This is a genomic window from Shimia sp. (assembly GCF_022448905.1).
Taxonomy (GTDB): domain Bacteria; phylum Pseudomonadota; class Alphaproteobacteria; order Rhodobacterales; family Rhodobacteraceae; genus Shimia.
In genome coordinates, this window is record NZ_JAKVCW010000002.1 from 364907 (window position 1) to 384720 (window position 19814).

The 19814-nt window shown below is 59.2% G+C and carries 21 protein-coding genes; 7 read left to right on the top strand and 14 right to left on the bottom strand.

What is annotated here, in order from left to right; translation table 11 throughout:
- Nucleotides 1–104: 104 nt before the first annotated feature.
- Entirely contained in the window at nucleotides 105–995 is an 891-nt protein-coding gene (locus MK208_RS03500) for an S-methyl-5'-thioadenosine phosphorylase (RefSeq protein ID WP_294113923.1), read from the top strand.
- Between the two features lie 69 nt (nucleotides 996–1064).
- Nucleotides 1065–1694, top strand: a complete 630-nt coding sequence (locus tag MK208_RS03505) for a LysE family translocator (RefSeq protein WP_294113926.1) — start codon at nucleotides 1065–1067, stop codon at nucleotides 1692–1694.
- On the opposite strand, the gene MK208_RS03510 is transcribed toward MK208_RS03505, so the two are convergent.
- Nucleotides 1691–1921 carry a hypothetical protein gene (locus tag MK208_RS03510; RefSeq protein ID WP_294113929.1) on the bottom strand — a complete coding sequence of 77 codons (231 nt, stop codon included), beginning with the start codon at nucleotides 1919–1921 and terminating at the stop codon, nucleotides 1691–1693. The genes MK208_RS03505 and MK208_RS03510 overlap by 4 nt on opposite strands.
- 162 nt (nucleotides 1922–2083) lie before the next feature.
- Here MK208_RS03510 and MK208_RS03515 point away from each other — a divergent pair, with 162 nt between their 5' ends.
- Nucleotides 2084–2623 carry an adenine phosphoribosyltransferase gene (locus tag MK208_RS03515; RefSeq protein WP_294113931.1) on the top strand — a complete coding sequence of 180 codons (540 nt, stop codon included), beginning with the start codon at nucleotides 2084–2086 and terminating at the stop codon, nucleotides 2621–2623.
- A 59-nt stretch (nucleotides 2624–2682) separates the two neighbouring features.
- On the opposite strand, the gene MK208_RS03520 is transcribed toward MK208_RS03515, so the two are convergent.
- The 11 genes from MK208_RS03520 to coxB form a co-directional block, all read right to left on the bottom strand.
- Nucleotides 2683–4092 (bottom strand): FAD-binding oxidoreductase, encoded by a 1410-nt coding sequence (locus MK208_RS03520; RefSeq protein ID WP_294113932.1) that lies wholly within the window; start codon nucleotides 4090–4092, stop codon nucleotides 2683–2685.
- Nucleotides 4093–4138: 46 nt separating this feature from the next.
- Nucleotides 4139–4948: an MBL fold metallo-hydrolase gene (locus MK208_RS03525; protein ID WP_294113934.1), complete on the bottom strand. Its 810-nt coding sequence runs from the start codon at nucleotides 4946–4948 to the stop codon at nucleotides 4139–4141.
- Between the two features lie 129 nt (nucleotides 4949–5077).
- Nucleotides 5078–5668, bottom strand: a complete 591-nt coding sequence (locus tag MK208_RS03530; protein WP_294113936.1) for a GNAT family protein — start codon at nucleotides 5666–5668, stop codon at nucleotides 5078–5080.
- The gene (locus tag MK208_RS03535; protein WP_294113938.1) at nucleotides 5668–6930 is read right to left on the bottom strand and encodes a pitrilysin family protein; all 1263 of its coding nucleotides are present in this window, start codon (nucleotides 6928–6930) and stop codon (nucleotides 5668–5670) included. The genes MK208_RS03530 and MK208_RS03535 overlap by 1 nt, the downstream gene beginning before the upstream one ends.
- Nucleotides 6927–8315, bottom strand: coding sequence for a threonine synthase (thrC, locus tag MK208_RS03540; RefSeq protein WP_294113941.1), 1389 nt, complete (start codon nucleotides 8313–8315; stop codon nucleotides 6927–6929). The genes MK208_RS03535 and thrC overlap by 4 nt, the downstream gene beginning before the upstream one ends.
- Nucleotides 8316–8320: 5 nt before the next feature.
- Nucleotides 8321–8998 carry an SURF1 family protein gene (locus tag MK208_RS03545; protein WP_294113942.1) on the bottom strand — a complete coding sequence of 226 codons (678 nt, stop codon included), beginning with the start codon at nucleotides 8996–8998 and terminating at the stop codon, nucleotides 8321–8323.
- A 97-nt stretch (nucleotides 8999–9095) separates the two neighbouring features.
- Complete coding sequence (locus MK208_RS03550) at nucleotides 9096–9902, bottom strand: cytochrome c oxidase subunit 3 (protein ID WP_294113943.1); 807 nt, start codon at nucleotides 9900–9902, stop codon at nucleotides 9096–9098.
- Nucleotides 9903–9947: 45 nt separating this feature from the next.
- A complete protein-coding gene (locus MK208_RS03555; protein ID WP_294113946.1) occupies nucleotides 9948–10511 on the bottom strand; it encodes a cytochrome c oxidase assembly protein in 564 nt (187 codons plus the stop codon).
- Nucleotides 10511–10678 carry a hypothetical protein gene (locus MK208_RS03560; protein ID WP_058240054.1) on the bottom strand — a complete coding sequence of 56 codons (168 nt, stop codon included), beginning with the start codon at nucleotides 10676–10678 and terminating at the stop codon, nucleotides 10511–10513. Before MK208_RS03560 ends, MK208_RS03555 begins: the two co-directional genes overlap by 1 nt.
- Before the next feature lie 4 nt (nucleotides 10679–10682).
- Nucleotides 10683–11627 carry a heme o synthase gene (cyoE, locus tag MK208_RS03565; protein ID WP_294113952.1) on the bottom strand — a complete coding sequence of 315 codons (945 nt, stop codon included), beginning with the start codon at nucleotides 11625–11627 and terminating at the stop codon, nucleotides 10683–10685.
- Nucleotides 11628–11711: 84 nt separating this feature from the next.
- Complete coding sequence (gene coxB / locus MK208_RS03570; protein WP_294113954.1) at nucleotides 11712–12560, bottom strand: cytochrome c oxidase subunit II; 849 nt, start codon at nucleotides 12558–12560, stop codon at nucleotides 11712–11714.
- Nucleotides 12561–12741: 181 nt separating this feature from the next.
- Here coxB and tldD point away from each other — a divergent pair, with 181 nt between their 5' ends.
- Nucleotides 12742–14163: a metalloprotease TldD gene (gene tldD, locus MK208_RS03575; protein WP_294113957.1), complete on the top strand. Its 1422-nt coding sequence runs from the start codon at nucleotides 12742–12744 to the stop codon at nucleotides 14161–14163.
- Nucleotides 14164–14291: 128 nt separating this feature from the next.
- Nucleotides 14292–15434, top strand: a complete 1143-nt coding sequence (gene dprA, locus MK208_RS03580) for a DNA-processing protein DprA (protein ID WP_294113960.1) — start codon at nucleotides 14292–14294, stop codon at nucleotides 15432–15434.
- A gap of 12 nt (nucleotides 15435–15446) precedes the next feature.
- Here the strand turns inward: dprA and MK208_RS03585 are convergent, their stop codons facing one another.
- Nucleotides 15447–15890 carry a hypothetical protein gene (locus MK208_RS03585; protein WP_294113962.1) on the bottom strand — a complete coding sequence of 148 codons (444 nt, stop codon included), beginning with the start codon at nucleotides 15888–15890 and terminating at the stop codon, nucleotides 15447–15449.
- A 125-nt stretch (nucleotides 15891–16015) separates the two neighbouring features.
- On the opposite strand from MK208_RS03585, the gene topA reads away from it, so the two are divergent.
- Nucleotides 16016–18610 carry a type I DNA topoisomerase gene (topA, locus tag MK208_RS03590; protein WP_294113964.1) on the top strand — a complete coding sequence of 865 codons (2595 nt, stop codon included), beginning with the start codon at nucleotides 16016–16018 and terminating at the stop codon, nucleotides 18608–18610.
- Nucleotides 18611–18657: 47 nt separating this feature from the next.
- Here the strand turns inward: topA and MK208_RS03595 are convergent, their stop codons facing one another.
- Nucleotides 18658–19200 carry a TetR/AcrR family transcriptional regulator gene (locus tag MK208_RS03595; protein WP_294113966.1) on the bottom strand — a complete coding sequence of 181 codons (543 nt, stop codon included), beginning with the start codon at nucleotides 19198–19200 and terminating at the stop codon, nucleotides 18658–18660.
- A 109-nt stretch (nucleotides 19201–19309) separates the two neighbouring features.
- Here MK208_RS03595 and MK208_RS03600 point away from each other — a divergent pair, with 109 nt between their 5' ends.
- Nucleotides 19310–19735 (top strand): VOC family protein, encoded by a 426-nt coding sequence (locus MK208_RS03600; RefSeq protein WP_294113968.1) that lies wholly within the window; start codon nucleotides 19310–19312, stop codon nucleotides 19733–19735.
- Nucleotides 19736–19814 lie beyond the last annotated feature (79 nt).

A 19814-nucleotide genomic window follows, 5' to 3' on the forward strand; every position in this document is an offset into this window, starting at 1 on the left:
GCGATACAGACGCATTACAGACGAGTTACCGACCCGGCTATTCCTTGCAATTCCGGCCTCTTGTCCGCACAACTTTGCCCAACGATTAGCACTGGGAGACGGGCATGACTGAGGCCACCAAAGAAACCATGATCGCCGTCATTGGCGGCTCTGGCATCTATGACATCGACGGGCTGGAAGACGCCACATGGCAGGCGGTAGAAAGCCCCTTTGGCACCCCATCTGATGAGATCCTCACCGGCCGTTTGAACGGCGTGAAAATGGCCTTCCTGCCACGCCACGGCCGTGGCCACGTGCACACGCCAACCTCCGTGCCTTACCGCGCCAACATCGACGCGCTCAAACGCCTTGGCGTGACCGATGTGATCTCCGTTTCCGCCACAGGCTCCTTCCGCGAAGAAATGGCGCCGGGCGATTTTGTTATTGTGGATCAATTCATTGACCGCACCTTCGCGCGCGAAAAATCCTTCTTTGGCCCCGGCCTTGTCGCTCACGTCAGCGTCGCCCACCCGACCTGCCCGCGCCTCTCAGACGCCTGCTTCACCGCTGCCACTGACGCTGGCATCAAGGTGCACAAAGGCGGCACCTATCTCGCGATGGAAGGTCCACAGTTCTCCACTTTGGCCGAAAGCAAAATGTACCGCGAAAGCTGGGGCGCGGATGTGATTGGCATGACCAACATGCCCGAAGCCAAATTGGCCCGCGAAGCCGAGCTCTGCTACGCCTCGGTGGCCATGGTCACCGACTATGACAGCTGGCATCCGGAGCATGGCGAAGTGGATGTCACTGAAATCATTGCCACATTGACCGGCAACAGTGAGAAAGCCCGCAACCTTGTGCGTGGCCTGCCTGCCCTCCTAGGAGCGGAACGCGCCGACTGTGAACACGGTTGCGACAAAGCGCTGGAGTTTGCCATCATGACCGCTCCGGACAAACGTGACCCAGAAATGATCGCCAAACTGGATGCGGTCGCAGGTCGCGTGCTCGCAGGCTAATTGCCGCTAGACCAAAGTCCAATTCATCTGTTTGATAGGGCCTGTTGATTCATCTGCAGGCCCTGTCTTATGTCCCTCGATCTCTGGCTGACCTTTGTCGCCGCCTCCACCGCGCTCTTGCTGATCCCCGGCCCCACCATCCTGTTGGTGCTCAGCTACGCGCTCACCCAAGGACGCAAAGTCGCCGTCGCCACCGCTGCCGGAGTGGCCCTGGGCGATCTGATTGCCATGACCGCCTCGCTGATGGGCTTGGGCGCCATCGTACTGGCCTCCGCCACCGCCTTTATGGTCCTCAAATGGGTGGGCGCCGTGTATCTTGTCTGGCTTGGTTTCAAAATGCTGCGCAGCGCCGGTCAGGCCCATTTGGGCGACATCAGCAAATCCGCAGACCTGCCCGCACGCGGCGTCTTTGGTCATGCCGCCGCCGTCACCGCGCTGAACCCTAAAAGCATCGGTTTCTTCATTGCCTTTGTGCCGCAGTTCATTGACCCAACCGCAGCCATGTTGCCGCAGTTCTCCATCCTCATCAGCACGTTTGTCTCCCTCGCCGCTCTCAATGCGCTGACCTATGCGCTCTTGGCCGATCGGCTGCGCAGTCGTATCGAGAAACCGTCCGTGATGCGCGGCCTAACCCGCATCGGTGGCATCACGTTAATGGGCATGGGGGTGCTGACAGCAACACTGAAACGTGCTGCTTAGCGTTTGTTTTTCTTCATAAACTTTCGGATAAAGCCGCGAATTTCCCGCGCGGCACTTGTGTCCATATCCTTGCACAGATCAACAAAGGCATCGCGCTCCTTCTTGTCGAGCCGCAGGATCAGCTGACTGTCCTTCTTGGCTTTGGACTTCACTTTGACCTTGGACTTACACTTAGGCTTTGCCTTCGCTTTGCCCTTGTCCGACTGCCCCGCGTCTGTTGATCCCATGTGACACCCACCCAAGCTGCATCCCTGTCCCAAATCGGCTTACAGAGGGGATGCGCCCTCCGTCCAGAGCAAACTCTCTCCACCGCGACAAACTCCGCCCTTGCGCGCCGCGCTTGCATCCGCCAAACCTGCTGCGTCTGAAATTTAACCCCGGAACCAAAGATGCCTAAAAGCGCCGACGTCAAAGACTACATCCGCACCATTGTCGATTTCCCGCATGAAGGCATCATGTTCCGCGATGTCACCACGCTGTTTGCGGACCCGCGCGGGTTCCGCATGGCGATTGACCAAATGCTGCACCCTTACGCCGGCACCCGCATCGACAAGGTGGTTGGGCTTGAGGCACGTGGGTTTATCCTTGGCGGCGCGATTGCCCACCAATTGAGCGTTGGCTTTGTGCCCATCCGCAAAAAGGGCAAACTGCCCGGCACCACCATCTCGCAGGATTACAAGCTCGAGTACGGTGAGGCGATTGTCGAGATCCACGACGACGCCATCCAGCCCGGTGAGCAAATCCTCGTGGTCGATGACCTGCTGGCCACCGGCGGCACCGCTGAGGCGGGTATCAAGCTGATCGAACGGCTGGGCGGCGAGATCATCAGCTGCTCCTTTATCATCGACCTGCCGGAGCTTGGCGGCCGTAAGAAACTTGAAGCCATGGGCATGGATGTCTCCGTGCTCTGCGAATTCGAGGGCCTGTAAGAGGGGCTTTGCCCCGTCGCCTTGGGCGACTCCCCAGGATACTTGCAGAATGAGAAGACCTAGGGCGCGAGCACCGCGCCCGGGTTCATGATCCCGTTCGGGTCCAGCGCTGTTTTGATGGCCCGCATCGCCGCCAGCCGTGTCGGGTCCGCGTATGTCTCCAAATCACCAACCTTGAGCCGCCCAACACCGTGTTCGGCGCTGAATGAACCTCCGTACTGATGCACCAGATCATAAATCTGCGCGCTCAGATCGTGGCGAATATCGTCATAGTCATGCCGATCGCCGCCTTTGGGCGGGAACAGGTTGTAATGCAAATTACCATCGCCAAGATGCCCGAAACAGTTGATGCGCAGCGGACATTGCGCGGCAATTTTGGCGCTCATCTCTGTGATAAACTCGGGCAGCGCTTCCAGCGGCAGGGAAATGTCATGGCTTGCCACCGAGCCAATCGCCTTATTGGCCACCGGAATATGCTCTCGAAGGTTCCAGAAGTCGTCCTGCTGGCGCGCACTCTGTGCGATCAGCCCGTCCGCGACCAAGCCTTCTTCAAGCGCTTCGCCAAACAAATCTTCCAGAAGGCCCTCCGCCCCCGATCCGGTGCCCACCTCGATCAGCACCGACCACTCTGGCGCAGCCTCAAACGGCAGGCGCACGTCCGGCAAGGTTTCGACCACAAAATCCATACCGTTCTGATGCATCAACTCAAACGCCGAAACGGATTCCCCTGCGATGTCCCGCGCCATGGCCAACAGGCGCAGGGCCGCTGTCGGGTCGGTCACCACCATGATCGCCGTGGCCACCGATTTTGGCCGCGCAAACAGCTTCAGCGTCGCCGCCGTGATCACGCCCAAAGTGCCCTCCGCGCCGACGAGGAGGTTGCGCAGATCATAGCCGGTGTTGTCTTTGCGCAGCCGCGTCAGCCCGTGCCAGATTTCGCCGGTAGGCAGCACCGCTTCCAGCCCCAAACACAGGTCCCGTGCATTGCCATAGCGCAGAACGTTCACGCCGCCAGCATTGGTCGCCAGATTGCCGCCAATCCGCGCTGTGCCTTCCGCCCCAAGCGACAGGGGAAACAACCGGTCGGCCGCTTCGGCCGCCGCCTGCACATCCTGCAGGATCACCCCTGCTTCCGCGATCATCACGTTTTCCAAAGGGCGCACGTCGCGCACCTTGTTCATGCGCTCCAGGGACAGGATCACCGGCTTGGCGCCTTCTTCCACAATCTGGCCGCCAACCAGCCCGGTTCCCCCGCCATAAGGCACCACTGGCACGCAAGCCGCGTTGCAGGCCTTTACAACAGTTGCGACCTCCTCGACCGAGCGCGGCAAGGCCACCACGCCACCGTTGCCAAAAGACCGCCCACGGGGCTCTTCCAAGTATCGCGGCTCCGGCCTACGCAAGGTGCCTTCCGGCAGCTGTTCGGACAGGGATTGGACAAAATCGGGGGAGACATCATGTAAACTCATGGCCCTGATCTACGCTGCCCTAGCGGCAAGGTCCACGCAAAATCCCTTACGGGTCTTGCAGATAGCGCGGCGCGAGCACTTTAATGGTGGGCCGATCCGGCAAGTCCCGTAGGCTGACGGTCAGACTAGAGCGCCCTTCGTTCTCGATCAGATACTCGTCCGACATGCCGGTCAGAAACGCGCTCAAGGTCCATTCCTCAAACCAATGCATCGGGATCACCACCTGCGCCTTGAGCCGCTTGAGCACCCGCATCATAGTGGGCACATCCAGGCTCATGCCCCCATCCACGGCCGCCATCACCACATCCAACCGGCCCAGGGCAGCATATTGCGCGTCGTTGGGCTCATGGTGCAGATGCCCCAAATGGCCAATGCACAGCCCCGCAACCTCAAAAACAAAGATCGAGTTGCCCTTTTCCTCCACCCCGCCAAAGCTGCGAATGTCGGTGGAGACATTGCGGATCAGCATCGAGCCCAAATCCAAGTGGTGCTCGATCCCCAGCCCATAATCTCCCCACCCCGGCAGGACATTGGGGATCGCGGGATCGGGATTGGCTGTCCAGTGTGTGGAATGCGCGTGGTTCATCGTGACCACATCCGGCACGAGCGTGGTGACGCCCAGAAACCCGGTGTAGTCGGTGACCACATCAATGCCGTCATGGCTCTGGATCAGGAAGGACGCATGGCTAATGTAGCTGATCCGCACCGCGTGCTTTTCTACTGGCTCGCGAAAGGATGCTTTGTGCAAATATTCAATACCAGGCACTTGCGCCAACGCGATACAATGGCTCGGCCGCCGATCCTGCGCATGTGCCGCCGTTGTCCAAATCAGTCCCAAAATAACAAGAAACCGCATTCTGCATTCCTCCCTGTTTCAGGCAGCCTAGCAGAAATCATCCCATTTGGCGTTCACGGTTTCTTGGGCTTCTTCTTTCCACAAATATCCTGGGGAAACCTCAGCACTGCTGAGGCTGGGGCAAAGCCCCTACTTCTGCCCTGCCAACGTGCGCCCACGCCGGTCATGGCGCAATGACGCGTACAACACATGGGTGCGCCAGCGGCCGTTGATCTGCAAATAGCTCTGCGCCACGCCTTCGTATTTGAACCCAGATTTCTCGAGCACGCCGCGGCTCGCCACATTCTCCGGCAAACAGGCTGCCTCAATGCGGCTCAGGTCCAGCCGCGTGAAAGCATGGTGCACCACCGCCTCAATCGCCTCGGCCATAAAGCCCTGTCGCGCAAAGGGCTGTCCCACCCAGTAGCCAAGCGTGCCAGCCTGCGCCGGTCCGCGACGGATGTTGTCGAGTGTGATTGCGCCAACCAGCCTGTAATCTTCGCGGCGAAACATAAACAGCGGCACGGCGCTGTCATTGCTAATCGAGCGCTGCGCCCAATAAACGCGATTGGTAAAGCTCTTGCGGCTCAGGTGGCTGCTGGCCCAAACCGGTTCCCAGGGAATGAGGAAATCCGCACTGGCAGAGCGCAGCTCCGCCCACTCGCGAAAATCCGCATGGATCGGCGGGCGCAAGGTCATGCGCTCGGTCTCGATCCGAACCCTGCGACGCGTCAGAAGCATTAAGCGGCGCGCCTCTCTTCCAAAGCGTCCAGCGCAGGCGCAGCGGACACCGGCCCATAAAGCGCCATCGCGCTGCGGGCTTGGCTCGCCATCTGTTCGGCCAAGCGGCGCACATCGGCGTCGCTCACCGCATCAATGCGCTCCACGGTTTCCGGCAAGCTCGGGATTTTGCCCCAGATTGCCAGCATCCGCGCCAAACGTTCCGCGCGGCTCGACGGGCTTTCCAGCCCCATCAACAAGCCTGCCTTCATCTGCGTGCGCGCCCGCGCGATCTCGACAGAGTTCATATCCTCGGCGGCGCGCTTGAGCTCATCAATGGTGATCTCGGCCAACTCGCCAATTTGCTCGCCCGAGGTGCCCGCATAGATCGTTGTCATGCCGGTGTCGGCATAAGCCCCGGTTTGGGCAAAGATCGCGTAGCACAGCCCGCGTTTTTCCCGCACTTCCTGGAAAAGACGGCTCGACATGCCGCCACCCAAAGCGCTCGAGTAAATCTGCGCTGTGTAGATGTCGGCGCTGCAATAATCCGGGCTTTCAAAGCCAATCGCAAAATGTGCCTGTTCCAACGCCTTTTCGGTGCGGTACTCGCCGCCGACAAATCGCGCGGGGACCAGTTCGATAGATGGCCCGCGTTCCAGATGCCCAAACATCTCCTCGGCCATGCGCACGATCGCGTCGTGATCCACCGCACCTGCCGCCGCCAAAATCATCCGCTCCGGACGGTAATGCTCGGTCACAAAAGCGGAAAGATCCTCGCGGCCAAAGCGGCGCACATGGTCGCCCTCGCCCAGGATGGTGCGGCCCATTGGCTGATCTGGGTACGCCCGCTCTTGCAGCCAATCAAAGACCACATCATCCGGCGTATCCAGCGCCTGACCGATCTCTTGCAAGATAACGCCCCGCTCAACCTCGATCTCGTTTGGATCAAAGATCGGGTTCAGCACAATGTCGCCCACCACATCCATGGCCAGCGCCACGTCGTTCTTCAGAACCCGCGCGTAATAGGCCGTAACCTCGCGGCTGGTGTAGGCGTTGATGTAGCCACCCACATCTTCGATGGTCTCAGCAATCTCCAACGCAGTCCGACGCTCCGTGCCTTTGAACGCCATATGCTCCAGAAAATGCGCAATGCCGTTTTGTGGCGCGCGCTCATGGCGCCCACCAGCGCTCACCCAAATGCCGATGCTGGCGCTTTCCAGCCCCGGCATATGTTCTGTTGCGATCTGAAACCCGTTCGCGAGTGTGTGCAGCTTGACTGTCAACGTTGTGCAATCCGTTCCTTGATGAGCGCTTCCAGCGCTCCCAGATCATTGGGAACACGGGTCACGCGTTCGTCTTTGTCCATCATATCCGCCATATGCGGCGGCAGTGCCGGACGTGCCCCCATCGCAGCTTCCACCGCGTCCGGGAACTTCGCCGGATGCGCCGTGGCCAAAGTGACCATAGGCACTTCGCCCAAATAGGCATTCGCGACCTTTACGCCAACTGCCGAGTGCGGGCAAAGCACTTCTGAGGTTGCGGTAAATGCGCTGGCGATGGTGGCGTTTGTTTCCTCTTCCGAGGCCCGGCCGCTGTCAAAATGCTCACGCAGCGTTTCCATCGCGCCTTGGGAGATCGCAAAGGAGCCATCCTTCAACTCTTCCATCAACTGCGCCACCGCGCCGCCATCACGGCCATAGGCGTCAAACAGCGCGCGCTCAAAATTGGAGCTGACCTGAATGTCCATAGACGGGCTGATCGACGGCGTCACGCCCTCTTTGGTGTAAGCCCCGGTTTCCATGGTGCGATGCAGGATGTCGTTTTGGTTGGTTGCGATGACCAGACGGTCAATCGGCAGCCCCATCTTCTTGGCGATGTAGCCTGCAAAAATGTCGCCGAAGTTACCAGTTGGCACGGTGAAGCTCACCTTGCGATATGGCGCGCCAAGGCTCACGGCGGAAGTGAAGTAATACACCACCTGCGCCAGCACCCGCGCCCAGTTGATCGAGTTCACACCGGCCAGCTTCACGCCATCGCGGAAGTCAAAGTCGTTGAACATGTCTTTAAGCTTGGCCTGACAGTCGTCAAAGTCGCCATCCAGCGCCAGCGCATGCACATTGGCGTCCTCTGGCGTGGTCATCTGTTTGCGCTGAATGTCGGACACCCGGCCATGCGGGAACAGGATGAACACATCCACATTGTCCAATCCGCGGAAAGCTTCAATAGCGGCAGAGCCGGTGTCACCCGAGGTCGCGCCCACAATGGTCACTCGCTCATTGCGGCGCGCCAGCGAGAATTGGAACAGCTGACCAATCAATTGCATCGCGAAATCTTTGAACGCCAGCGTTGGACCGTGGAACAGCTCCAGAAGATAGTGGTTCGGCGCCAACTGCACCAAGGGCGCGCGTGCGTCATGGCGGAAGTTCGCATAGGCCCGCGCAATGATGCCTTTGAACTCTTCATCGGTGAAGGCATCGCCCACAAACGGACGCATCACGACAAACGCGGCCTCTTCATACGACTTGCCCGCCAGTCCTGCGATCTCCTCGGCAGACAGCGTCGGAATGCTTTCTGGCACATACAGCCCACCGTCACGTGCGAGACCGGTCAACATGGCCTCTTCAAAGCTCAGCTCCGGGGCGTTTCCACGGGTCGAAATATATTTCACGTCTCTCAGGCCTTTTTGGTTTTGCGCATCCGGCGCAGGTAATACAGGGTCATCGCCACCCAGACAATTGCCAGTCCGTACCATGTCAGGACATATTCAAGGTGATTGTTGGGCAACGCGGCAGTGTCCACCGGCAAAGGCGTCGCAATCGCGCCCTTGTCACTGTCTTCCCGCACGATCAGCAGGACCGGCTCGGTGTTCAGAACCTCAGCCATCTGCTCCACATCACGGGCAAACCAGATGTTGCCGTCCACGTCATTGGCTGGGGTAAAACTGTCCCGCTCATCCGGCCAATGCAAGTTGCCCACCACTTCCACATCGTGTGCCTGACGCGCGGCGTCTTTGTCTTCGGTCTTGATCCAACCGCGATCAATCATGATCCGACGGCCACCTTCAGTCTCAAACGCCGACACCAGGCGATAGACAGCTCCGGCGTCCCGCGTGCTGGCCAACAGGTGGATTTCATCTTCGGTGATGGTGCCAGACACAGCCACCGGCAGGTACTTGTCCCGCTCCAAATCAATGGGCTCCGGCAGCGCCACAGGATCGCTCGCAATCCGCGCATTGATCTCCGCAATGACGCCTTCCTTCCAGGTCAGTCGCTGCAACTGCCATGTGCCCAGCGACACCAGCACCACCGTGCCCAGAATGCCAAAAAACAGCGGCCAGAACAGTCGACGCAAGACAGCGATCCTTCTTAGAAAGAAAAAGCGCGGCAGAACCTGCCGCGCTTTGCTTTAATCGTATCCGCTCTCAAGGATCAACCTTTAGCAGGTCGCCTTATTGGCCCCAGATGTACACGGCGGCAAACAGGAACAGCCAGACCACATCCACAAAGTGCCAGTACCAGGCAGCCGCCTCAAAACCGACGTGCTTTTCTTTGGTGAAATGACCCGCGTTCAGACGCAGCAGGCAGACAAACAAGAAGATCGTGCCGATCACAACGTGGAAACCGTGGAAGCCGGTCGCCATGAAGAAGGACGCGCCATAGATGTTGCCGGAGAAGCTGAACGCCGCGTGGCTGTACTCGTAGGCCTGGAAGAAGGTGAAGATCACACCCAGCAGAACCGCGATGATCAGACCGTTTTTCATGTCTTTGCGGTTGTCTTCATGCGCAAGCGCGTGGTGCGCCCAGGTCGCTGCACAACCGGAACACAGCAGGATCAGCGTGTTGATCAGCGGCAGGTGCCAAGGGTCAAAGGTCTCAATGCCCGCTGGTGGCCACGGGCCATCTACTGCCGGGCTGTTGCCGTTTGGATCCATCGGATACATGCGGTGCTTGAAGAAGGTCCAGAACCACGCCGCGAAGAACATGACTTCGGACATGATGAACAGGATGAAGCCGTAGCGCAGGCCGATCTGAACCACCAGCGTGTGATCGCCTACGTTGCTTTCTGCAATCACGTCAGCCCACCAGCCGAACATGACGTACAGAACCGCCACCAAGCCAATCAGGAACACCCAAGGTCCGCTGTCGTGCATCCACAATACTGCGCCAAACAGCATGATGAAACCACCAACGGCGCCCAGGAACGGCCACCATGAGGGGTTCAAAATATGATAATCGTGATCTTTTACGTGCGCCATTTTCTCAGTTTCCCTCGTTGGAAGGCTTGCCTATTAGTTTTGCTTTTACTCACCCGCTGTCGTCAAGGACGCCAGCTCTTCGGGCAAGTCTGTTTCATAGAAGGTGTATCCCAATGTGATCACCTTGATATATTTCGCGTCCCGGTCATCCACGATTTCCGGATCCACGTAAAAACTCACCGGCATCGTCACCCGCTCACCGGGTTGCAGCACCTGCTCTTCAAAGCAGAAGCAGTCGATCTTGGTGAAGAACCCACCCGCGTCATACGGCGCCACGTTGTAGCTCGCGGTGCCCGCAATCGGACGGTCAGTTGGGTTATAGGCCTCATAGAAGGCCAGGCCGGTCTCGCCGATGCGCACTTCCATCTCGCGCTGCATGGGTTTGAATTCCCACGCCATATCGCGTTCAATAGAGGCGTCAAAGCGGACCTTGATGGTTTTGTCGAGGATCACGTCGCTGCCAGCTTCGGCGGTGTTGGTCACGCCACCAAAGCCAGTCACACGGCAGAACCAATCGTAAAACGGCACAGACGCCCAGGCCAGCGCGCCCATGGTCACAACCACACCTACGGTCTGAACCAGCGTCTTTTTTTTCGGATCCATCGCCATCACTGCCCCCGCTGAATACTGGCGTTTTCAGGCTCATAGTCGCCGCGGGTGACTTTCACCACGGTCAGGCCAAAAACGATGACAATGAAGCTCACCAAGACCAGCGCAACCCCAAGGTTGCGACCAAACCGGCGCTTGTGCAGTTCGTGTTCCTCGCGAAAGCTCATCTGCTTACCATCCTCCGATGCCATAAGGGGCCAACGTGGCCTCCACCAAAATCGCACCAAAATGCAGGAACAGGTAAATCAGCGACAGGCCAAAGAACGCTTTCTCGCGCTTGTAGCCGTCGGCTTCGGAAATCTCTTCGTCACGCCGCCAGATCGAAATCGCACCGGCCACAAATAGGCCGTTCAGGATCAAGGCGGTGGTCAGGTAAATCGGGCCGCCCACACCGGTGAAGGCCATGCCAATCGCCACAACGGCGAGCAGCAGGGTGTAAACTAGGATGTGGTTGCGGGTCACGCGACGCCCATGGGTCACGTGCAACATTGGCACGCCCGCGTCTTTGTAGTCGGACTTCATGAACAGACACAGCGCCCAGAAATGCGGAGGGGTCCACATGAAGGTCAGCGTGAACATCAGCACACTTTCAATCGAAATGCCGCCGGTCACAACCGCCCAGCCGATCATCGGAGGGAAAGCACCCGCTGCGCCACCAATCACGATGTTCTGCGGGGTCCAGCGTTTGAGCCACATGGTGTAGATCACCACGTAGAAGAAAATCGTAAAGGCCAGCAGCGCCGCCGCGACCCAGTTGGCCGCCAGGCCCAACATCACCACCGCAAAACCCGACAGCGCCACTCCAACGGCCAGCGCCTCGCCCTCAGTCACTTTACCAGCAGGAATCGGGCGCTTCTGTGTGCGGGTCATCAAACGGTCGATGTCCGCGTCATACCACATGTTCAGCGCACCAGAGGCGCCACCGCCTACAGCGATAAACAAGATGGAGCAAAATGCCACAAACGGATGCACCGAGCCAGGCGCGGCCAGAAGGCCCACGGCGGCTGTGAACACCACCAGCGACATCACCCGCGGCTTCAGAAGGGCGAAATAGTCGCCAAACTCTGCGTCGCCGTGGCTGGCTCTGGCTTGCGTATTGATGCTTGCGTCGCTCATGCTCTGTCCTGTGTGTGAAAGGCGGACACCATAGCCCGCCTTGCGCGTCACAACCGGCGGAGACAGGCCCCGCCGATGGTAAGATTAGTCAGCCGAAGCCACTTCGATCGCTGGCAGGGTGGACATGTCACCCGCATACTCTTCGATCGCGCCTTTCAGCCACTCGTTGTATTTGTCCTCAGACACAACTTCGACGGTGATTGGCATGTAGGCGTGGTCCTTGCCGCAGAGTTCAGAACACTGACCAAAGTAGATGCCCTCTTTCTCCGCTTTGAACCACAGCTGTGCGATACGGCCAGGCACGGCGTCCTGCTTCACGCCAAAGGATGGGATGGTCCAGCTGTGGATCACGTCCGCACCGGTCACGTCCATGACAACGGTCTTGCCAATTGGCACAACCACTTTGGTGTCGGTTGCCAGCAGATACTCATCTTCGTTGTAGCCGTTTGCCGCCAGTTCTTCTTTCGCCAGCAGGAAGCTGTCAAACGCAAACTCGTGGTCGGTGTACTCATAGCCCCAGTACCACTGGTAACCGGTCACTTTGATGTGCACTTCGCCTTCCGGGATTTCCTGCTGGTTGAACAACACCGGCAGAGAGAAGGACCCGATCAGCACCAGAATCAGGATTGGGCCCAGGGTCCACGCGATTTCCAAAGGCGTGTTGTGGGTGAACGTACCCGGCGTTGGGTTGGCACGGCGGTTGTAGCGCACGATGCAGTAGATCAACAACGCGGTCACAAACACGGTGATGATGGTGATAATGGTCAGGATCAGACCGTCCAACGACTGAATCTGGCGGGCCAATTCGGTGGCCGCCGGTTGAAAACCAAGGCCCTTGGGCTCAGGTTTACCAATGGTTTCGGCGGCCTGCGCAAATGCGGGCGCCGCGGTTGTTGCTGCCATAAGGCCCAGGAATGTCGAGAGAATTCGCATGTGTCACCCTGATCGGTTGCGGTGTTGTTCTTGTCGGTTTCACAGAATCCCTCTTGCCTTCCGGCGGAATCCCGCTGTTGTTTCGCGCCTAAAAACCATATTCTCTCCCGTAGATAAAGATCGAAGCTTGCGTCAAACGGACGCTTTTTTGATTTAGATCAAATATAGAGGCTGACAGCATATGACCCAAACCCGCTTCCAACCCTTTGAAAATGCAATAGATGAGGGCACCGCCCTGCGGCATTTGCGCACTGCGACCAAGGGGGCAGATGATGGCGAGCTGTTTTTTGAACGCCGCAGTTCGGAAGCTTTGGTGTTTGATGACGGTCGGATCAAGACCGCAAGCTATGACGCCGCCGAAGGATTCGGCCTGCGCGCAGTGAATGGCGAGGTGGCTGGTTACGCCCATTCCTCCGAGATCAGCGAAGCCGCGATCAAACGCGCCGTTGACACCGCGCGGCTGGCCGTGGGCAACGGCGGTGGTACTCTGGCTGACGGCCCGACGCCCACCAACCGCAAGCTCTATACTGATGCCGATCCTATTGGCGGCATCGACTTCCCGGTGAAGATCGAAACCCTGCGCGACATCGACACCTTTGCCCGCGACCTTGATCCGCGTGTGGTGCAGGTCTCCGCCACTTTGGCGGCCTCACATCAGGAAGTGGTGATCCTGCGCCCGGATGGTCAGGTCATCACCGACACCCGCCCGATGACCCGTGTAAATGTCTCCGTAATTGTCGAGGAAAATGGCCGCCGCGAAAGCGGCTCCGCTGGCGGCGGCGGCCGCGTGGGTCTGGATGGTTTACTTGATCCTACTGATTGGCAGGCCAAAACCCGCGAGGCGCTGCGCATCGCCACGGTGAACCTCTCTGCGGTCCCTGCCCCGGCGGGACCAATGGAAGTGGTGCTTGGCCCAGGCTGGCCCGGCATTTTGCTGCATGAAGCTGTCGGCCACGGGTTAGAAGGCGACTTCAACCGCAAAGGCAGCTCCAAGTTCGCTGGCATGATTGGCAAGCAGGTCGCCTCCAAAGGCGTGACCGTGATTGATGACGGCACAATACCGGATCGCCGCGGCTCCATCACAGTTGATGACGAGGGCACACCGTCGGGCAAAACCACCCTGATCGAAGACGGCATTCTGGTGGGCTATATGCAAGACCGCCAAAACGCCCGCCTGATGGGCGTCGCCCCCACAGGAAATGGCCGCCGCGAAAGCTACGCCCACGCGCCCATGCCGCGCATGACCAACACCTATATGGAAGGCGGCAACGCCGATCCCGCGGATCTGGTCGCGTCTCTGAAAGACGGTATCTACGCCGTCGGTTTTGGCGGCGGTCAGGTCGACATCACCAACGGCAAGTTTGTTTTCTCCTGCACCGAAGCCTACCGTGTGGAGAACGGTAAAGTTGGCGCTCCCGTAAAAGGTGCCACATTAATAGGAGACGGCGCCACCGCCATGACCCAAATTAAAGGTCTGGGTAACGATATGGCGCTGGATCCGGGCATGGGGAACTGCGGCAAGGCCGGTCAATGGGTGCCGGTTGGTGTAGGCCAACCCACTGTTTTGATGGACGGTTTGACGGTTGGTGGCGCGGCGACCTAAGCGGTGACTGTCTAAAATGTGAGGGGAATTCGTTTTATTTGGTCAAAACTCAATTTTTTCCTGTTTGGTTTACGCGCTGTTAACCACTGCAAGCCTAAACCTAGTCTTGCAAGCAGGCGGAGTTGCGGATGACCGAAGATCGAATTTCTTCCACTCACCCCCAAATCCCACCCACCACGGAGGAAACGCGATTATCGCGGCTTCGCCTCTTGCGATCCCGTCGTGTCGGGGCAACTACATATCATAGATTGATGCGGGAGCATGGATCGGCAGAGGCGGCCCTAAACGCCCTGCCCGACATAGCAAGAACTGCTGGCGTGCCCCGGTACACCCCAACATCAATCGACGACGCAAAACGCGAACTGAATGACGGCCGTGCTCTTGGAGCGCGGCCGCTTTTCTTTGAGGACGCCGACTACCCCGCGCTGCTGAAGGAAATCCCGGACGCACCGCCAATGCTCTGGTGTCTCGGAAACACTTCCCTCCTGTCTCACCCAACTGTCGCCATCATCGGTGCCCGCAACGCGTCCTCTTTGGGCATGCGCATGGCCAAACGTTTGGCCGCAGACCTCGGCGACGCTGGCCTCACGGTGGTCTCCGGACTCGCCCGTGGTATCGACGCAACCGCCCACGAAGCCTCTTTGGACACCGGCAACATCGCCGTCTACGCAGGCGGCCTCAACCGGCCTTACCCGTCCAAGAACATCGACCTCGCAGAGCAAATTGCGGCGCAGGGCCTCTGCCTTTCGGAACAACGTCCAGACATGGAACCCCGCGCACGCCACTTCCCGGCCCGCAACCGGATCATCTCCGGCCTTGTGCGGGCTGTCGTAGTCGTCGAAGCCGCCGCCAAATCTGGCAGCTTGCTCACCGCGCGCATTGCGCTGGACCAGGGCCGCGACGTGCTGGCCGTGCCCGGACACCCGTTTGACGCCCGCGCCTCGGGCGCCAACATCCTGATCCGCGACGGCGCCACCTTAGTGCGCGGCGCAGAAGACGTGCTGGAGGTGCTCAACACCTTGCCCCTGCGCGCGCCCAAACAACCGGACATCCCACAAGACTCGCCGACAAACCGCCCAAACCGCAGCCTGCGCGACACCGCTGCGCTGCACAGCGAAATCCTGCAACGTCTAGGCCCCTCGCCAATCAGCGAAGACCAGTTGTCGCGCGACATGGTGCTCTCCCCCTCCGAGGTCACACCAGCGCTGCTTGATCTGGAAATGCACGGCAAGATCACCCGCCTGGCCGGCGGGCTGCTCTCCAAAACCTAAATTATGAACGAACTAGCGACACCACTCGGTCAGCACCGGGCCATAAGCCGCGCAATACTCCGGCGACGCCCACCAGGCCTCGCTCGACGACAGCGTATACTCCACCGCCACCCAAACATTGCCAGATTTCTGGTACATCACATCAATGTAAGGCTCTTCCCACTCTTCAAAGTAGTCGCCGCCCATGCGCCGCGAAATCGGCGTGGCGTTCAGATCAATCTTCCCGCCGCCCGGACGTTGCGCATAGAGTCGGCCATAGCCGACATCGCCTGCCACCCGCAAATCCTTGACCACAAATTGCACCGGCGCGCCCAGCCGCCACTCCGCAATCGGGCGGATCGCGCTCATCAAATCTTTGCGCACCTGCGTGCCCCGCGCCGGCTCGCTCCAGCTCTGAGCCAAGGCTCCGCCAGCCGCCGTTACCATCAAAACACCTGCCCAAATCAATCGCTTCATGTGTCAAAATCTCCCTCAATTGCGTGCACAGTGACACGCGAAAATCCGCTATGCATTGACAATCCCCCCTTTCGCCCCACATTTTTCGCCGCCATAAGGCTCGCGCCGAGTCGAGAGGAAAATGAATGCCAGTAGTTGTCGTAGAATCCCCAGCCAAAGCCAAAACTATTAATAAATACCTTGGCTCGGACTACACAGTATTAGCCTCCTACGGCCACATCCGCGACCTGCCCGCCAAAAACGGCTCGGTGGATCCGGACAACGATTTTGACATGCTGTGGGAGATCGCCAACAACTCCCGCCCTCATGTCAAAGCCATTGCCGACGCTCTGAAAAACGACAACGAACTGATCCTCGCAACCGACCCTGATCGCGAAGGCGAAGCGATCAGCTGGCACCTCGAGGAAGCCCTGCGCAAGCGCCGCGCCATCAAGAAGGACACCAATGTGTCCCGCGTGGTGTTCAACGCGATCACCAAATCCGCCATCACCGAGGCCATGCAAAACCCGCGTCAGGTGGATCAACCGCTGGTGGACGCCTATCTGGCCCGCCGCGCACTCGATTACCTTGTCGGCTTCAACCTCTCTCCCGTGCTGTGGCGCAAACTGCCCGGCGCGCGCTCTGCAGGCCGCGTACAGTCGGTCTGCCTGCGCCTGATCGTGGAGCGCGAGATGGAAATCGAGGCGTTTAACGCCCGCGAATACTGGTCCGTAAAGGCCCAGCTTTCCACGCCCCGCAACCAAGAGTTTGAGGCCCGCCTCACCGTGCTGGGCGGCGAGAAGCTCGACAAATACGCGCTGGAAAACTCCACCGCCGCTGAACTCGCTGTGCAAGCGATCCAAAGCCGCGACCTGTCTGTGGCCCGCGTGGAGGCCAAACCCGCCTCCCGCAACCCGTCCGCGCCGTTTATGACCTCGACCCTTCAGCAGGAAGCCAGCCGCAAATTTGGCATGGGCGCAAAACACTGCATGAGCACCGCCCAGCGCCTCTATGAGGCCGGCTACATCACCTATATGCGGACCGACGGCATCGACATGGCGCCGGAGGCCGTACAGGGCGCGCGCGACGCCATCGAAGCGCTCTACGGCAAGGACTACGTGCCTGCCAAGCCCCGGATTTATAAGAACAAAGCCAAGAATGCTCAGGAAGCGCACGAGTGTATCCGCCCCACGGATATGATGCGCAAGCCGTCTGACCTGAAGGTCTCTGAGGACGACCAGCGCAAGCTCTACGACCTGATCTGGAAACGCACCCTGGCCTGCCAGATGGAAGGCGCCCGCATGGAGCGCACCACCGTGGACATCGCCTCGCAAGACAAGCAAATTGAGCTGCGCGCCACCGGTCAGGTGGTGCTGTTTGACGGCTTCATGCGCGTTTACGAAGAAGGCCGCGACGATCAGGTTGTGGATGATGACGACGGCAAGCGTCTGCCACAGATCATGCAGGGCGAAAACATCGCCAAAAACGCCGTCTCCCCGGAGCAGCACTTCACCCAGCCTCCGCCCCGCTACACCGAGGCGACGCTGGTAAAAAAAATGGAAGAGCTCGGCATCGGCCGCCCCTCCACCTACGCATCGGTGATCACCACCATCCAAGACCGCGACTACGTCCGAAAAGAGAAAAACCGCCTCTTCCCTGAGGACAAAGGCCGCATCGTGACGATCTTCCTGGTGAATTTCTTCCGCAAATACGTCGGCTATGAGTTCACCGCCAACCTCGAAGAAGAGCTCGATGACGTCTCCGCCGGCGACCGCAACTACAAAAACGTGCTGTCCCGCTTCTGGAAAGATTTTCATGCGGCCATCGCCGAAACCAGCGATCTGCGCATCTCCGAGGTGCTCGACATCCTCGACGACGCGCTAGCGCCTCAATTGTACCCGCCGCGCGAAGACGGCACCGACCCGCGCGTCTGCCCCAAATGCGGCGCAGGCCAGCTGCACCTGAAAACCTCCCGGACCGGCGGCTTTGTCGGCTGCGGCAACTACCCGGAATGCAACTACACCCGTCCTATCTCCGGCGAGGGTGCAGAAGGCTACGAAAAAGTGCTGGGCGAGGACGATGGTGACGAAATCCATCTGAAATCCGGCCGTTTTGGCCCCTACGTGCAACGCGGTGAAGCCACACCGGAAAACAAAAAGCCGCCGCGTTCTTCTCTGCCAAAACAAGGCAAAGAGTTCCTGCCCGGTTGGGGGCCCAACGAGGTCACCCTGGAACAGGCTGTCACCTTGCTGACCCTACCGCGCGAGATTGGCATGCACCCGGACGGCGGCGTGATCGCGTCCAATCTGGGACGCTTTGGCCCCTACATCATGCACCAACTGCCTGACGAGGAAAAACCGGTCTACGCCAACCTCAAAGACACGCTCGACGTGTTTGAGATCGGCATGAACCGCGCCATGGAAATGATCACTGAGAAGCGTAACAACCCGGGCCGTGGTCGCCGCGCCGCCGCCAAGGCTTTGCGTGAGCTCGGCGAACACCCCGATGCCGGTGGTCCGGTCAACATCATGGACGGCCGCTATGGCCCTTATGTGAAATGGGAAAAAGTCAACGCCACGATCCCCAAAGAGATCGATGTGAAAGACGTGACCATGGAACAGGCTGTGGAATGGATCACCGAAAAGGCGGGTAAGAAACCGGCCAAAAAGAAAGCCGCTGCCAAGAAAAAACCGGCAGCAAAAAAGAAGGCACCCGCCAAAAAAGCCGCTGCCAAGAAATGAAAAAGGCCCCGCTACGGGGCCTTTTTTTTCGCGCCAAGCACCCTGCCCTATTTCGGTTCGAACGCCGCCCCCATCAGCCGATTGAGAACGCCTTCAAACACAGTTGGGTCCGCTCCCGATTGCGCAACCTCCAGTGCGGCACGATCAAACGCTGCGGACAGCACCACCGCCATTGCGGCAAGCGTCTCTTCATCGTGATCGGGATGCGCGGCCTTCAGCCCCACTAAGAGCGATTGCCGCCCACCGCCTGCGTCGATCCGATCCATCTCAGCCGCCCCGAGCACCGCAGGCCCATCAACAAGCAACAACTGCGCCCGCGCCGCATCGCTCATCGCGTCAAAAAAAGCACGGCTGCCTTCCGCAAGCGCATCCAGCGTGTCCACTGTGGTGCTGGCCGTATCAATGACTTCGGTTACCGCTTGCGCTTCTGCTTCCACAACCGCCCGAAACAAGGCCTGTTTGTCCTCAAAGTGATGGTACAGCGCCCCGCGCGTCGCCCCGGCCATGCGTACAATCTCGGGTGTGCTGGCCTCCGCGTATCCCTTCTCCACAAACAGCGCACGAGCGGCCTCAATCAAACGCGCACGCATCTGCGCCCGTCTTTCGGCATTGGGAGTCCGGGTTGATTTTTCTTGCATACATACGGCCTGTTTGTTTATTACATACATACTGTATGTTTTTACCAAGGAATCGCTGACAATGAAACCCACCCAGTTTTACCCCGTCCTGCAAACCAACGATGTGGCGGGCACCGCAGCCTTCTACGAAACCCATTTTGGCTTTTCACAAGCCTTCACCTCCGATTGGTATGTTCATTTGCAAAGCAACGCTGATCCGTCTGTGAACCTCGCCATTCTGGACGGCACCCACGAAACCATCCCTGACGTCGGACGCGGTCTCACCACCAGCATGTTGCTCAATTTCGAGGTTGAAGACGCCGCCGCGGAGTGCGATCGCCTGACCAAACTCGGCCTAGAAGTGGTCAAACCGCTGATCGATGAGGATTTCGGCCAGCGCCACTTCATCTTGCGTGACCCCAATGGCGTACTGATCGATGTGATCACCCCGATCCCGCCCAGCGCTGCCTTTGCCGCACAATACAGCGCCGATGCTCTGCCGGCCTGACACACAAGCATCTTCGCGGGCGCCCTGCCGTGCCCGCCCCACTACCCACAAACGCCCGTAGTAATACCGGACACCCCCT

What these genes read in the sequence shown, in the direction of transcription:
- MK208_RS03500 (WP_294113923.1), top strand. Translation starts at nt 105, where the DNA reads ATGACTGAGGCCACCAAAGAAACCATGATCGCCGTCATTGGCGGCTCT.
- MK208_RS03505 (WP_294113926.1), top strand. Translation starts at nt 1,065, where the DNA reads ATGTCCCTCGATCTCTGGCTGACCTTTGTCGCCGCCTCCACCGCGCTC.
- MK208_RS03510 (WP_294113929.1), bottom strand. Translation starts at nt 1,921, where the DNA reads ATGGGATCAACAGACGCGGGGCAGTCGGACAAGGGCAAAGCGAAGGCA.
- MK208_RS03515 (WP_294113931.1), top strand. Translation starts at nt 2,084, where the DNA reads ATGCCTAAAAGCGCCGACGTCAAAGACTACATCCGCACCATTGTCGAT.
- MK208_RS03520 (WP_294113932.1), bottom strand. Translation starts at nt 4,092, where the DNA reads ATGAGTTTACATGATGTCTCCCCCGATTTTGTCCAATCCCTGTCCGAA.
- MK208_RS03525 (WP_294113934.1), bottom strand. Translation starts at nt 4,948, where the DNA reads ATGCGGTTTCTTGTTATTTTGGGACTGATTTGGACAACGGCGGCACAT.
- MK208_RS03530 (WP_294113936.1), bottom strand. Translation starts at nt 5,668, where the DNA reads ATGCTTCTGACGCGTCGCAGGGTTCGGATCGAGACCGAGCGCATGACC.
- MK208_RS03550 (WP_294113943.1), bottom strand. Translation starts at nt 9,902, where the DNA reads ATGGCGCACGTAAAAGATCACGATTATCATATTTTGAACCCCTCATGG.
- MK208_RS03555 (WP_294113946.1), bottom strand. Translation starts at nt 10,511, where the DNA reads ATGGCGATGGATCCGAAAAAAAAGACGCTGGTTCAGACCGTAGGTGTG.
- MK208_RS03560 (WP_058240054.1), bottom strand. Translation starts at nt 10,678, where the DNA reads ATGAGCTTTCGCGAGGAACACGAACTGCACAAGCGCCGGTTTGGTCGC.
- cyoE (WP_294113952.1), bottom strand. Translation starts at nt 11,627, where the DNA reads ATGAGCGACGCAAGCATCAATACGCAAGCCAGAGCCAGCCACGGCGAC.
- coxB (WP_294113954.1), bottom strand. Translation starts at nt 12,560, where the DNA reads ATGCGAATTCTCTCGACATTCCTGGGCCTTATGGCAGCAACAACCGCG.
- tldD (WP_294113957.1), top strand. Translation starts at nt 12,742, where the DNA reads ATGACCCAAACCCGCTTCCAACCCTTTGAAAATGCAATAGATGAGGGC.
- dprA (WP_294113960.1), top strand. Translation starts at nt 14,292, where the DNA reads ATGACCGAAGATCGAATTTCTTCCACTCACCCCCAAATCCCACCCACC.
- MK208_RS03585 (WP_294113962.1), bottom strand. Translation starts at nt 15,890, where the DNA reads ATGAAGCGATTGATTTGGGCAGGTGTTTTGATGGTAACGGCGGCTGGC.
- topA (WP_294113964.1), top strand. Translation starts at nt 16,016, where the DNA reads ATGCCAGTAGTTGTCGTAGAATCCCCAGCCAAAGCCAAAACTATTAAT.
- MK208_RS03595 (WP_294113966.1), bottom strand. Translation starts at nt 19,200, where the DNA reads ATGCGTGCGCGTTTGATTGAGGCCGCTCGTGCGCTGTTTGTGGAGAAG.
- MK208_RS03600 (WP_294113968.1), top strand. Translation starts at nt 19,310, where the DNA reads ATGAAACCCACCCAGTTTTACCCCGTCCTGCAAACCAACGATGTGGCG.